Origin of the sequence: Burkholderia paludis, from assembly GCF_000732615.1 — a bacterium.
Classification (GTDB): Bacteria; Pseudomonadota; Gammaproteobacteria; order Burkholderiales; family Burkholderiaceae; genus Burkholderia; species Burkholderia paludis.
On sequence record NZ_JPGL01000037.1, the window covers coordinates 20,128 to 33,227 of the forward strand.

Consider the following 13,100-nt stretch of genomic DNA (forward strand, 5'->3'; position numbering starts at 1 on the left):
AATGGTCTCCGGTGATGGGGGCGTCAGGCGGCGCCGGGCAGCGGCACGCGCGCGGCGACGATCGTGTGGCCGACCTGCGACGTGATCGTCAGCATCCCGCCGAGCGCGTCGAGGCGCTCGCGCATGTTGCGCAGGCCGATGCCGCGGCGGACGTCGGCCTGCGAGCGCTCGGCGTCGAAGCCGCAGCCGTTGTCGGCGATCGTCAGCGTGACGGATTGCGCGCCGACGTCGAGCGTGACGGCCGCGCGCGACGCCCGCGCATGATGCACGATGTTGCTGAGCGCTTCCTGTGCGATCCGGAACAGCGCGGTATTGACCGCCGCGGGCAGCGGGCGCGCGCCGCCGTGCGCGACCTGCGTATAGCCGATGTCGACGCCGCTTTCGGCGCCGAGCTCGCGGACGAGTTGCTCGAGCGCGGCCGCGAGGCCCAGATCGTCGAGCATCGTGGGACGCAGCGCGTGCGAGATGCGCCGCACCTCGCGCAGCGTGTCGCCGAGCCGCACGACGCCGGACGCCAGCGCCTGCTCGGCCTCGGGCACGCGCGCGGCGCCGCGTTCGAAGCGCGCGAGCGCGGATTCGAGCATCAGCTTCGCGGACACCATCATCTGGCTGATCCCGTCGTGCAGTTCGCGCGACAGCCGCGCCCGCTCCTGCTCCTGCGATTCGACCACGCGCTGCGCGAGCAGCTTGAGCTTCGCGTCGGCGCTGCGCGACTCGCTGACGTTCAGCACCAGCGCGCACACGGCGATCGCCGCCGCGCCCGTGAGCGCGATCGCGGTGAGCCAGCTCATCGTGCGCTCGATGTTCGCCGACGCGCGCGCGTCGATGCGCTGGAGCGCGGTGTCGACGTCGTCGAGATAGATGCCGGTGCCGACCATCCAGCCCCAGCGCTCGAGCGCGACGACGTAGCCGAGCTTCGGCGCGATGCGGCCGGTCGACGGCCGCTGCCAGGTGTAGCGCACGTAGCCGCCGCCGTGCGCGGCCGCGCCGATCAGCTCCTGGATCGTCAGCGCGCCCTGCGGGTCGCGCATCGACCAGAAGTTGTGGCCGACGCGCTCGGGTTCGCGCGGATGCATCAGCGAGTTGCCGTGCAGGTCGTAGACGAAGAAATAGCCGTCGGGGCCGAAATCCATCTTCCGCAGCATCTCGAGCGCCTGCATGCGCAGCATCGCGTCGTCGCGCGCGTTGCGGCCGCTCGCGTCGTAGAGCGGCATGATCGCGCTCGTCGCGAGCTCCACGTAGTGCTTCAGCTCGACTTCCTTGCTCGACAGGTACGCGGCCTGGATCGTCGCGTGCTGCGTGCGCGCGAGCGACGTGGCCTGCTGGCGCACGCCGAAGCCGATGCCGGCGATCGCGAGCAGGAACGGCACGATGGCCAGAAGGAAGATCTTTGCCTTGAGTCTCATGGTGGTGCGAAGCGGCCGCGCAGCCGCGCGGGCGGCTCGTCGAGGCGACATTGTCGGCGATTTTGCCGGCGGGCGGCGACGGCGGCGCGGCGGCCGCCCTGTCGTTCCGCTCAGGCCTGCCGCGTGGCGAGACCGCCGGGCGCGACCGTCTGCACGACGATGCGGTTGCGCCCGCCTTCCTTCGCGCGATACAGCGCGTCGTCGGCGAGCTTCAGCGCGGCCTGCATGTCGTCGTCGTGCTCGGGGTAGCTCGTCGTCACGCCGATGCTCACCGTCAGGCGGCCGGACGCGCACGCGTCGTGCCGGATGCCGAGATCGAGGATGCCGGTGCGGATCGCCTCGGCGATCGACACCGCGCCGTCGGTGTCGACGTCGGGCAGCACCACGACGAACTCCTCGCCGCCGTAGCGCGCCGCATAGTCGGCCGGGCGGCGCAGGCAGCCGGCTATGCAGTGGCCGACCGCGGCAAGCGCGTCGTCGCCGGCCTGGTGCCCCTGCGTATCGTTGTAGCGCTTGAAGAAGTCGACGTCGATGAACAGCAGCGACAGCGCGAGCTGCGAGCGTGCGGCGCGGCGCCATTCGCGCGCGAGCGTGACGTCGAGCATCCGGCGGTTGTCGAGGCCGGTCAGGCCGTCGGTGCGCGCGAGCGCCTGCAGCTCGGTTTCCGCGCGGTGACGCTTGCGCAACTGGACGTCGAGCAGCAGCGACAGGCAGACGAAGCCGATCGCGAGCACGGCCATCGCGGAGCCGATCGGAATCGCACGGTCGTACCATGCGGCATAGGTATCGGCTTCCGAGCGCGCGACCATGATGATGAGCGGCAGGTGGTCGAGGTGCCGGAACACGTACAGGCGGCGCACGCCGTCGATCGACGCGGTATCGGCGAAGCTGCCCTCGCTGGCGGTCATGAAATGCCGGAACGTGCTGGCGTGGCTGATGTCGCGGCCGATGATCGCCGGATCGTACGGCTCGCGCGCGAGCATCCTGCCGTCGGTGTTGATCAGCGCGACCGAGCCGCGATCGCCGAGCGACAGGCGCGAGAACAGGTTCTGGAAATATTCGAGCCGGATCGACATCACGGCGACGCCCGCGAACGACCCGTCGGGTTTCGAGATCCGCCGGCTGAGCGCGATGCTCGGCGAGCCGGCCCGCATGCGGGAGTGGTACGGATCGCTGACGTGCAGGCCCACGTCGGGGTGGTCGCGGTGCACGACGAAATAGGACGCATTGCCGAAGTTGGCCTTGCGCGGCACGTCGCTCTTGCCGTCGACCTCGATGTCGCCCTTGGCGTCGAGCACGTAGATGCCGCCGAGGTACTTGGCCGTCGTCGCGCGGTCGAACAGCACCTGGCGGCGCAGCGACATCGGCAGCGCGGCGACCGCGGGGTCGTTCATGCCTTCGACGACGGCCTGCAGCGACAGCGAATAGATCTCGATGTTGCGCTCGATGTCCCACGATGCCATCAGCGCGAGGTTCTGCTGCGTGGCGATCGCGCGCTCGCGCGCGTCGATGCGGCCCTGATACAGCACGATCGCGCACAGCATCAGCAGCAGCAGCGCGATCAGCAGCCCGGCATGGAAGATCAGGTGCGGCAGCAGGAACCGGCGCAGATGTGCGGCGACACGGCGCATCAGGCCGGATTCGCTGGGCATTGCGTAGTCGGTTTCTGCCATGATTCGTGGATCGATGGGCATTGCCGCCGGAAGGCAGGCCGATGCAATTGTTCGTATGACGTGTCGGCGGCGATCCGGTACGCAGCCATCCCGACGCCTTCCTGCCGGTCAGCGGAGAAAATGAACGCCGATTGTCGATAATCGCGGCCGGATATACCGGTAAATCACGCGTTTATTAGCGACATCTGCGGAGATTCGGCGATCCGGCGAATCGGGCAGTGCTCATTCGACGGAGTATAGCGCGCGCGTCCGCATGCGCGGAATATGTTGCGACCCGTTGATCCCGGTCAAATTACGGTGTAATCCCGGGCTTGCGAAATACGGTCAGGGGGTTGCGGCATATGGTTTTGCCGCCTGAAGGGTCGTGGCGTGCGGCGTGTGGCCGCCGATTCCATCAGGTTAACGGCAGGCGGACGGAGAAAATGAAGGCAACCGAAATGCGCGGATTATCCGTTTCAACGGTGAAACGAACGCGAAAATGAAAAACGGGCGGCCGCGGCCGCCCGTTTCGTGACACCGGTTTCAAGACATCCGGCAATTCCGCCATGCGGGACGCGCCCGCATGCGCCGGCTCAGCCGCCGCGCTGCCCTGCCTTGAACGCGAGCCGGAACCGGTGCAGCAGCGGCTCGGTATAGCCGCTCGGCTGCGACGTGCCCTGCAGCGCCAGCGCGCACGCGGCCTTGAACGCGGTCGACTGGTCGTAGTCGGGCGCCATCGGGCGATAGTTCGGGTCGCCGGCGTTCTGCTGGTCGACGACGCGCGCCATGCGCCTGAACACGTCGAGCACGAAGGCTTCGGTGATCACGCCGTGGCGCAGCCAGTTCGCGATGTGCTGGCTCGAAATGCGCAGCGTCGCGCGGTCTTCCATCAGGCCGACGTCGTGGATGTCGGGCACCTTCGAGCAGCCGACGCCCTGTTCGACCCAGCGCACGACGTAGCCGAGGATGCCCTGCGCGTTGTTCTCGACCTCGCTCAGGATCTCGCTCTCGCTCCATGCGGCGCGCTCGACGACCGGCACGGTCAGCAGGCCTTCGAGCAGCGTGTCGCGTTCGCTCGCGTACGGCGTCTTCTCGAGCGCCTGCTGGACGGCCTGCACGTCGACGAGATGGTAGTGCAGCGCGTGCAGCGTCGCGGCGGTCGGCGACGGCACCCATGCGGTGTTGGCGCCGGCGCGCGGATGCGCGATCTTCTGCTCGAGCATCGCGTGCATCAGGTCCGGCATCGCCCACATGCCCTTGCCGATCTGCGCGCGCCCGCGCAAGCCGGCCGACAGGCCCGCGAGCACGTTGTTGCGCTCGTACGCGGTGATCCACGCCGACGATTTCATGTCGCCCTTGCGGATCATCGGGCCCGCTTCCATCGCGGTGTGCATCTCGTCGCCGGTGCGGTCGAGGAAGCCGGTGTTGATGAACGCAACGCGCGCGGCGGCCGCGGCGATGCAGGCGGCGAGGTTCACGCTGGTGCGGCGTTCCTCGTCCATGATGCCCATCTTCAGCGTGTTGCGCGGCAGGCCGTACAGATCCTCGATGCGCGCGAACAGCGTATCGGCGAACGCGACTTCGACCGGGCCGTGCATCTTCGGCTTCACGATGTAGATCGAGCCCGTGCGCGAGTTGCGCTTCGCCTTCAGGTCGTGCAGCGCGCACAGCGTCGTGACGACGCCGTCGAGGATCCCTTCCGGAATCTCGTTGCCGTCGCGGTCGAGCACCGCGCCGTTGGTCATCAGGTGGCCGACGTTGCGCACGAACAGCAGCGAACGGCCGTGCAGCGACAGCGTGCCGCCGGCGGGCGCCGTGTATTCGCGGTCGGCGTTCAGGCGGCGCGTGAAGGTCTTGCCGCCCTTCGCGACTTCCTCGACCAGCGTGCCCTGCATCAGGCCGAGCCAGTTGCGGTAGAGCTGGACCTTGTCGTCCGCGTCGACCGCCGCGACCGAATCCTCGCAGTCGATGATCGTGCTGACCGCGGCTTCGAGCACGACGTCCTTCACGTTGGCGAGATCGGCGCGGCCGATCGGCGTGGACGCGTCGACCTGGATCTCGAGGTGCAGGCCGTTGTGCTTCAGCAGGATCGCGGACGGCGCGTCGGCCGCGCCCTGGTAGCCGACGAATTGCGCCGGCTGCGCGAGGCCCACGCTGCCCTGCGCGGTTTCGACGGCGAGCTGGCCGTCCTGCACGCGGTAGCGCAGCGCGTCGCGGTGCGAGCCGCTCGCGAGCGGCGCCGCGTTGTCGAGCACGTTGCGCGCGTAGTCGATCACGCGCTGGCCGCGCGTCGGGTTGTAGGTCGCGGTGCGTTCGGCGCCGCCGTCCTCGGGCAGCGCATCGGTGCCGTACAGCGCGTCGTACAGGCTGCCCCAGCGGGCGTTCGCGGCGTTCAGCGCATAGCGTGCGTTCGACAGCGGCACGACGAGCTGCGGGCCGGCCTGCGTCGCGATCTCGCTGTCGACGTTCGCGGTGGCTGCCGCGACGTTCGACGGGGCCGGCACGAGGTAGCCGATCCGTTCGAGGAACGCGCGATACGCGGCGTGGTCGCGCACGGGGCCGGGGTGCGCGCGGTGCCAGGCGTCGAGTTCCTGCTGCAGGCGGTCGCGTTCCGCGAGCAGCTCGCGGTTGCGCGGCGCGAGGTCGTGCACCAGGGCCGAGAAACCGCTCCAGAACGCGGCCTTGTCGATGCCGGTGCCCGGCAGCGCTTCGTTTTCAATGAACTGGCTCAGCGCTGGCGCGACTTGCAGTCCTGCTTGGTCGATCATCGTTAATCCTCCCGGGGAAAAAATCGCGCGCGGCTCAGGCCGAGACGCTTTGTGTGCCGGCGCGGGCAATCTGCGCGTCCTGCTCCGACTTTACGCCAGACACGCCGATCGCGCCCGCAGCCCGGCCGCCGACCATGACCGGCACGCCGCCTTCGAGCAATCCCGTCAGCGGCGCGCTGAGAAACGCGGTACGGCCACCGTTGATCATATCCTCATACGCCTTCGTCTCGCGCCGGCCGAGGGCGGCCGCGCGCGCCTTGTCCTGCGCGATGCTCGCGCTGGCCGGCGATGCGCCGTCCAGCCGCGCGAACGCGAGCAGATGGCCGCCGTCGTCCACGACGGCGATCGACACGGCCCAGCCGTGGCGTTGCGCTTCCGCGCGCGCGGCGGCCAGCATGCGGTCGGCGTCGGCGAGTTCGAGTTCGGGTTTCGTCTGCATGGCTTTCCTCCGGCATCCGGTCAGTTGACGAGGCGGTTGTCGACCAGCTCGATCCAGTGGCGCACGGGCGTGCGGCCCGCGCCGTTCAGGTGAGTCTGGCAGCCGACGTTGGCCGTGACAATCAGGTCCGGCCGCGCGGCCTCGAGCGCATCGAGCCGGTTGTCGCGCAGGGTCGTCGCGAGTTCCGGCTGGGTCAGCGAATACGTGCCGGCCGAGCCGCAGCACAGATGGCCGTCGGCGACATTCGTCAGATCGAAGCCGAGCCGTGTCAGGATGCCCTCGACCGCGCCGCCGAGCCGCTGCGCGTGCTGCAGCGTGCACGGGCAGTGGACCGCGACGCGGCGCGGCGTCGCGTCGGCCAGCGCGTCGAGCGGCTCCGCCGCGATCACCTCGGCGAGATCGCGCGCCAGCGCGCTGACGCGCCGCGCCTTCTCCGCATAGGCGGGGTCGGAACGCAGCAGGTCGCCGTATTCCTTGACGAACGCGCCGCAGCCGCTCGCCGTCAGCACGATCGCCTCCGCGCCGGCCTCGATCGCGGGCCACCATGCGTCGATATTGCGGCGTGCGCGGGCGAGGCCGGCGTCCTGCGCGTTCAGGTGGTATTCGGTCGCGCCGCAGCAGCCGGCCTCGCGCGCCGGGGTCACGCCGATGCCGAGCCGGTCGAGCACGCGCGCGGCGGCCGCGTTGGTGTTCGGCGACAGCGACGGCTGCACGCAGCCCTCGAGCATCAGCACCCGCCGTGCGTGGCGGACGGCCGGACGCGGCGCGGCCGCCGGGGTGGCGGCCGGGATCTTGTCCCGCAGCGTGCCGGGCAGCAGCGGGCGCAGCGCGCGGCCGGCCTTCAGCAGCGCGGCGAACGTGGCCGGGCGCGGCACGACGTGACGCAGCCCGGCGCGCAGCAGGCGTTCGCGCGCGGGCCGCCGTGCATGCTTCTCGGCTTCGGCGCGGCCGATGTCGAGCAGCGTGTGGTAGCGCACGCCGGACGGGCACGTCGTCTCGCAGTTGCGGCACGTCAGGCAGCGGTCGAGATGCTGCTGCGTGCGCTCGCTGCACGGCTCGCCTTCGAGCAGTTGCTTGATCAGGTAGATGCGGCCGCGCGGCCCGTCGAGCTCGTTGCCGAGCACCTGGTAGGTCGGGCAGGTCGCGTTGCAGAAGCCGCAGTGCACGCACGCGCGCAGGATCGCTTCCGCTTCGTCGGCCCGGGCAAGGGCCTTGCTTGCTTCGCTGAGGGTGGTTTGCATCGGCGGGTCGTTTCGAGGGTCAGAGATCGGCGTACAGGCGGCCGGGATTGAAGATCGCGTGCGGGTCGAGCCGCGCCTTGAGCTGCCGGTGCACGCGCAGCAGCGCGGGCGGCAGCGGCTGGAACGGCTCGTGCGTCGCGCCCGCCGTGAAGCAGGTCGCGTGGCCGCCCCATTGCGCGGCGAGCCGCTGCACGTCGGCCGGCGCGGCGTCGCTTTTCAGCCAGCGCTGCGCGCCGCCCCAGTCGGCGAGTTGCGCGCCGGGCAGCGCGTCGAGCGGCGCGGCGGCCGGCGCCGAGACGCGCCACAGCGGGCGCGGATCGTCGAAGAACGGCAGCGCGAGGTCGCGCAGCCGCGACCAGAATGCGTCGTCGCGGCCGTCCATGCGGTCGCCGCCGATCGTGGCGACCGCCGCCTTCACCGAGCCCTCGCCGCCCTCGATCCGCACGCGCAGCACGCCGTCGGCGTGGCATGCGCCCGCGAGCGGCAGCCCCGCGCGCCGCCAGGCGGCGACGCGCCGTACGGCGTCGCCCGCAGTGAGCGGCAGCGCGAGGTCGGCCGTCGCGCGCGGCTTCGGCAGCACCTTCAGCGATACCTCGGTCACGACGCCGAGACAGCCGAAGCTGCCCGCGAGCAGCCGCGACACGTCGTAGCCCGCGACGTTCTTCATCACCTCGCCGCCGAAGCGCAGGTGCTTCGCGCGGCCGGTGATCACGCGGCAGCCGAGCACGAAATCGCGCACCGCGCCGGCCCACGGGCGGCGCGGCCCCGACAGCGCCGCCGCGAACATGCCGCCGACCGTGGCCGCGCCGCCGAACGACGGCGGCTCGCACGGCAGCATCTGGCCGGCCGAGTCGAGCATCGCCTCGAGTTCGGCGAGCGGCGTGCCCGCGCGCGCGGTGACGACGAGTTCGGTCGGGTCGTACGACACGACGCCGCGATGCGCGCGCAGGTCGAGCGTGCGGCCTTCGACGGGGCGGCCGAGGAAGGCCTTCGTGCCGGCGCCGCGGATGTGCAGCGGCTGGCGGTCGCGGATCGCCGCGTCGACCTGCGCGACGAGCGCCGCGCCGGCATCGGTCGATTCGATTTCACGTCGCATCAGAAGCGCTCCAGTTCGGGAAACGGCAGCTTGCCGTGATGGACGTGCATCGCGCCGAATTCGGCGCAGCGGTGCAGCGTCGGGATGTTCTTGCCGGGATTGAGCAGGCCCTGCGGATCGAACGCGGCCTTCACCGCGTGGAAGAACGCGATTTCGTCGGTGTTGAACTGCACGCACATCTGGTTGATCTTCTCGCGCCCGACGCCGTGCTCGCCGGTGATGCTGCCGCCCGCCGCGACGCACAGCTCGAGGATCCTGCCGCCGAGCGCTTCCGCGCGGTCGAGCTCGCCGGGCCGGTTCGCATCGAACAGGATCAGCGGGTGCATGTTGCCGTCGCCGGCGTGGAACACGTTCGCGACCGGCAGCCCGTATTCGGCGGACAGCGCGGCGATGCCTTCGAGCACGCGCGGCAGTTCGCGGCGCGGGATCGTGCCGTCCATGCAGTAGTAGTCGGGCGACATGCGGCCCACCGCGGGAAACGCGTTCTTGCGGCCGGCCCAGAAGCGCTGGCGCTCGGCTTCGTCGCGCGCGACGCGGATGTCGGTCGCGCCCGCGTCGCGCAGCAGCGCGGCGACGCGCTCGGCGTCCTCGTCGACGTCGGTCGGCGCGCCGTCGAGCTCGCACAGCAGGATCGCCTGCGCGTCGACCGGGTAGCCCGCATGGATGAAATCCTCGGCCGCGCGGATCGCGAGGTTGTCCATCATCTCGAGACCGCCGGGAATCACGCCCGCGCCGATGATCCGCGCGACCGCGGCGCCGGCTTCGGCGACGTCGTCGAAGCTGGCCATCAGCACCTTCACGTTCGGCGGCTTTGGCAGCAGCTTCACGGTCACTTCCGTGACGATGCCGAGCATTCCTTCGGAGCCGGTGAACAGCGCGAGCAGGTCGAAGCCCGGCGCGTCGAGCGCATCGGCGCCGAGCGTGAGCGTGTCGCCGTCGATCGTCAGGATCTCGACCTTCAGGATGTTGTGCACCGTGAGGCCGTATTTCAGGCAGTGCACGCCGCCCGCGTTTTCGGCGACGTTGCCGCCGATCGAGCATGCGATCTGCGACGACGGATCGGGCGCGTAGTACAGGCCGTACGGCGCGGCGGCCTGCGAGATCGCGAGGTTGCGCACGCCGGGCTGCACGCGCGCGGTGCCGGCGTCGGGGTCGATGTCGAGAATCCGGTTGAACTTCGCCATCACGAGCAGGAGGCCTTTTTCGAGCGGCATCGCGCCGCCCGACAGCCCCGTGCCCGCGCCGCGCGCGACCACCGGCACGCCGAGCGCGGCCGCGACGCGCAGCACCGCGCGCACCTGCTCGACCGTGTCGGGCAGCACGACCGCGAGCGGCACCGTGCGGTAGGCGGCGAGGCCGTCGCATTCGAACGGCTTGAGCGCCTCGCGTTCGTGCAGCACGTCGAGGCCGGGCGCCGCCGCGTGCAGCGCGGCGACGAGCGTGTCGCGGCCGACGGTCGCCAGCGGGCCGTCGATCCGTTCGTCGTAGATGAAACTCATCGGTCTGTCTCCACCATGCATGGCGGCCGCGCAAGGCGCGACACGCCGGATGGACGCGATTCTTGGCGGGCCGGGCGTGCATGTCCAGACGTCTTTCTTGTGGTCATACCAGTTTTTCGGACGGGGTTCCGGCAGGCGCCGTGGAATGAGCCATGAAATCCAGCACGGATAAGGCTTTGTGAGAAAATCGACGAACTCATTCCAAAGTGGTCATACCAGTATGGAAATCCAGGATCGGGAAAGGCCGGCGCGGCGCGTGGCCGACGTCGTCGCCGAACGGATCGAGCAGCTGATCGTCGACGGCGTGCTGAAGGCCGGGCAGGCGCTGCCGTCGGAACGGCGGTTGACCGAGAAGCTCGGCGTATCGCGCACGGCCGTGCGCGAAGGGATGAAGCTGCTGCACGCGCGCGGGATCATCGACACGGCGCACGGCAAGGGGTCGTTCGTCGCGAGCCTGACCCCGCAGCGCGAAATCACGCCGATGATGCACCTGCTCGGTTCGCAGCCGCGCACGCTGTACGACCTGTTCGAGGTGCGCGGGATGCTCGAGGCCGAGGCCGCGCGGCTCGCCGCGCTGCGCGGCACGCCGGCGGATTTCATCCTGATCCGGCGCCGCTACGAGGAGATGACCGCGGCCGATGCGCAGGACCTCGATCCCGCTGCGCGCGCGAAGCTCGACCACGCGTTCCATCTCGCGATCAGCGAGGCGTCGCACAACCCCGTGCTCGTCAACACGCTGCAGTCGCTGACCGACCTGCTGCTCAGTTCGGTGTTCGCATCGGTGAACAACCTCTATCACCGCGAACCGCTGAAGAAGCAGATCGACCGCCAGCATGCGCGGCTCTACAACGCGGTGACGGGGCGGCTGCCCGACCAGGCGCGCAAGGCGGCGAGCGAGCATATCCGGCAGTGCGTCGATTATTTGAGGGAGATCGAGCAGGAGGAGCAACGGCTCGTGCGGTCGACGTTGCGGCTCGAAGGGTGGGCGTGAGCCGGGCGGGGCCGCCGGCCGTGCGCCGGCGTTGACGGGTATCACGCACAGCGAACCGTCTGACGACGCGTGTCACACGGGCATGTCACACTGTGTTCCATTTTTCGTGTGGTCGCCGCCGTCCGCCCGATGCACGGGCCGGTCGCGTGCGCCGTGTTTCGCCGCCGTGCATGACGGAGTCGCGTCGGGCCCGTCGGACGGTGCGCCACCCATCCCGAAACGGAGCACATCGCATGTCGAACCGGACCCGCGACGACGGCCCCGCCCGAACGTCAGATCCCCCCGATGGCGCGCAGCGCGACGCGCTGCTCGCGTTGCTGAACGAACTGCTGGAAGCCGAGCGGGCTGGCGCGCGCATCGCGTCGGAGACGGCGGCGGCAATCGACGATGCCGAACTTCATCGTCTTGTGGTCGGTATCCGCCAGGATGACGCGCATTGGTGCACGGTGCTGGACGATGCGATCCGCTCGCTCGACGCGACGCCGACGCTTGCCACCGGCGCGCTCCATGAAACCGCGATGGCGATCGACGACGTGCGGGAACGGCTCGCATTCCTGAACCGGGGGCAGCGTTGGGTCGTGCGCAAGCTGCAGGCGATGCTGCCGACGCTCGACGTGCCCGATCTGCACCACGCGCTCACGCTGATGCTCGTGTCGCATGAGAAGAACATCGGGTCGGTCGACGCGCTGCTGCGGGTCAAGGACGGGGCCGGCGGCGCGGTGACGCCGTGACGTGAAGAACGCCTTTCGTGGGGGCGTGTCGATGTGCGATTCGCGCCGACGCCGCGGGGCGCTTCATCACTTCGGCGGTTGCTTGCGATGTACCGGCAGTCGGCCGTGCGCCCGTTCCGTGACGGTTCCGGTCACAGGCCGGCCGGCGCCGGTTGCAGGCGCCAACTAGCAGTGTTCGTCGCGCGACATGAACCGATCGATCAGCTGATAGTAGCCCGGCAACACGCGGTTCAAGCGATTGCGGCCGGCGCGCGTCAGGCTGACGAGCTTCGCCCGGCTGTCTTCGTCGCTCGCCTCGCAGGTGAGCATGCCGTCCTCGACCAGACCTTGGATCGTGCGTGTCATGACCGGGCGCGACACGTCGACACGATCGGCCAGTTCGCTCACTTTCAGGCCGTCCGGATGGTTTTCGCGATCCAGCACGACGAGAATCAGATATCGCAAGGTCGAGAGCCCGTTTTCCGCAAAGTAGGTGTCGAGCTCCCGCATCAGCGAGCTGGCACGTCGCAGCATGTGGAGTGCGGCCTGAACGTTGTCCACGTTCATGGACGGAAAGCGCTTATGGTAGGTTTCCAGCGTTTCCCGGCTGGGTAATTCCTTCAGGAAGAACACGGGGCAAGGTCTCCTTTCAAATGACGTGCGAGCGTCGCCGTATCGATTCCGGCGCCGAAATGATGCAGCACGTGTTCGACGACATGATCGTGTTGCCCTTTCGTGAACGCGGCACACCCGTCCGTCACGATCCAGCAGTCGAGGCCGATGTCGTGCGCTTCCCGAAGCGTGGATTCCACGCAGACATGGGTGGCGAAGCCCATCAGCACAATCGTGTCGATACGGTTGTTTCGCAGGAACGGATCCAGCGTCGAATTTCTCAGCACGCTCGCTCCGGAGCGGCCCTGCGTGACGAATTCGTTTCGCTCGGGCAGGAAAGGCGGCGAGAACGCGGCGCCTTGCCCGATCCACGTGCCGGCGCCCGGAATCGCGGAGCGCAACCCGAGGACGTCGTGGCCGCCGGCGAACAGGCGGTAGTGCGGATCGTGTCGCAGATCCAGTCCGGCATGGGCAATGGTCCAGCCTTCCTCCCGGGCAGTCGCGAGGATGTGTGCCGCGTTGGAGGCCGCCTCTCGAAACGGCGCCTCGTCGCGAACAAGACGCTTGAAGAGGATGCTGTCGTCGCCGAGCCATTCATTCTGGAATTCGATGAAGACAAGCGCGGTGCGATGCTTTTCGATGGAAACCGGATTCGTCACGGGATGTGCTCCATATAATTATCATGG

General features: G+C 69.3%; 10 protein-coding genes and 1 pseudogene. 2 read left to right on the forward strand and 9 right to left on the reverse strand.

The window, feature by feature from the left end; all coding sequences use genetic code 11:
* Positions 1-23 precede the first annotated feature (23 nt).
* The 7 genes from GQ56_RS0122845 to glcD all read right to left on the reverse strand — a co-directional run bounded on the left by GQ56_RS0122845 (position 24) and on the right by glcD (position 10,101).
* Positions 24-1,406 (reverse strand): cache domain-containing protein, encoded by a 1,383-nt coding sequence (locus GQ56_RS0122845; protein ID WP_031400846.1) that lies wholly within the window; start codon positions 1,404-1,406, stop codon positions 24-26.
* Positions 1,407-1,516: 110 nt separating this feature from the next.
* Positions 1,517-3,079, reverse strand: coding sequence for a sensor domain-containing diguanylate cyclase (locus tag GQ56_RS0122850; protein ID WP_031400847.1), 1,563 nt, complete (start codon positions 3,077-3,079; stop codon positions 1,517-1,519).
* A 572-nt stretch (positions 3,080-3,651) separates the two neighbouring features.
* Entirely contained in the window at positions 3,652-5,826 is a 2,175-nt protein-coding gene (locus GQ56_RS0122855) for a malate synthase G (RefSeq protein WP_031400848.1), read from the reverse strand.
* A gap of 34 nt (positions 5,827-5,860) precedes the next feature.
* The gene (locus GQ56_RS0122860) at positions 5,861-6,265 is read right to left on the reverse strand and encodes a GlcG/HbpS family heme-binding protein (protein WP_031400849.1); all 405 of its coding nucleotides are present in this window, start codon (positions 6,263-6,265) and stop codon (positions 5,861-5,863) included.
* A gap of 20 nt (positions 6,266-6,285) precedes the next feature.
* Positions 6,286-7,506 (reverse strand): glycolate oxidase subunit GlcF, encoded by a 1,221-nt coding sequence (gene glcF, locus GQ56_RS0122865; protein WP_031400850.1) that lies wholly within the window; start codon positions 7,504-7,506, stop codon positions 6,286-6,288.
* A gap of 19 nt (positions 7,507-7,525) precedes the next feature.
* On the reverse strand, positions 7,526-8,602 hold the full coding sequence (gene glcE / locus GQ56_RS0122870; RefSeq protein WP_031400851.1) for a glycolate oxidase subunit GlcE: 1,077 nt from the start codon (positions 8,600-8,602) through the stop codon (positions 7,526-7,528).
* Complete coding sequence (gene glcD, locus GQ56_RS0122875; RefSeq protein WP_031400852.1) at positions 8,602-10,101, reverse strand: glycolate oxidase subunit GlcD; 1,500 nt, start codon at positions 10,099-10,101, stop codon at positions 8,602-8,604. The genes glcE and glcD overlap by 1 nt, the downstream gene beginning before the upstream one ends.
* A gap of 220 nt (positions 10,102-10,321) precedes the next feature.
* Between glcD and glcC the strand changes: the two genes are divergently transcribed.
* Positions 10,322-11,092, forward strand: coding sequence for a transcriptional regulator GlcC (gene glcC, locus GQ56_RS0122880; protein WP_031400853.1), 771 nt, complete (start codon positions 10,322-10,324; stop codon positions 11,090-11,092).
* Positions 11,093-11,382: 290 nt separating this feature from the next.
* Positions 11,383-11,823, forward strand: a pseudogene (locus tag GQ56_RS0122885) (DUF6306 domain-containing protein); the annotation flags it as partial.
* Between the two features lie 165 nt (positions 11,824-11,988).
* On the opposite strand, the gene GQ56_RS0122890 reads toward GQ56_RS0122885, so the two are convergent.
* Complete coding sequence (locus tag GQ56_RS0122890) at positions 11,989-12,435, reverse strand: MarR family winged helix-turn-helix transcriptional regulator (protein ID WP_031400855.1); 447 nt, start codon at positions 12,433-12,435, stop codon at positions 11,989-11,991.
* Positions 12,423-13,073 (reverse strand): cysteine hydrolase, encoded by a 651-nt coding sequence (locus GQ56_RS0122895; RefSeq protein WP_052007319.1) that lies wholly within the window; start codon positions 13,071-13,073, stop codon positions 12,423-12,425. The genes GQ56_RS0122890 and GQ56_RS0122895 overlap by 13 nt, the downstream gene beginning before the upstream one ends.
* Between the last annotated feature and the right edge of the window lie 27 nt (positions 13,074-13,100).

What these genes read in the sequence shown, in the direction of transcription:
- glcC (WP_031400853.1), top strand. Translation starts at nt 10,322, where the DNA reads ATGGAAATCCAGGATCGGGAAAGGCCGGCGCGGCGCGTGGCCGACGTC.
- glcE (WP_031400851.1), bottom strand. Translation starts at nt 8,602, where the DNA reads ATGCGACGTGAAATCGAATCGACCGATGCCGGCGCGGCGCTCGTCGCG.
- GQ56_RS0122855 (WP_031400848.1), bottom strand. Translation starts at nt 5,826, where the DNA reads ATGATCGACCAAGCAGGACTGCAAGTCGCGCCAGCGCTGAGCCAGTTC.
- GQ56_RS0122860 (WP_031400849.1), bottom strand. Translation starts at nt 6,265, where the DNA reads ATGCAGACGAAACCCGAACTCGAACTCGCCGACGCCGACCGCATGCTG.
- GQ56_RS0122845 (WP_031400846.1), bottom strand. Translation starts at nt 1,406, where the DNA reads ATGAGACTCAAGGCAAAGATCTTCCTTCTGGCCATCGTGCCGTTCCTG.
- glcF (WP_031400850.1), bottom strand. Translation starts at nt 7,506, where the DNA reads ATGCAAACCACCCTCAGCGAAGCAAGCAAGGCCCTTGCCCGGGCCGAC.
- GQ56_RS0122850 (WP_031400847.1), bottom strand. Translation starts at nt 3,079, where the DNA reads ATGGCAGAAACCGACTACGCAATGCCCAGCGAATCCGGCCTGATGCGC.
- glcD (WP_031400852.1), bottom strand. Translation starts at nt 10,101, where the DNA reads ATGAGTTTCATCTACGACGAACGGATCGACGGCCCGCTGGCGACCGTC.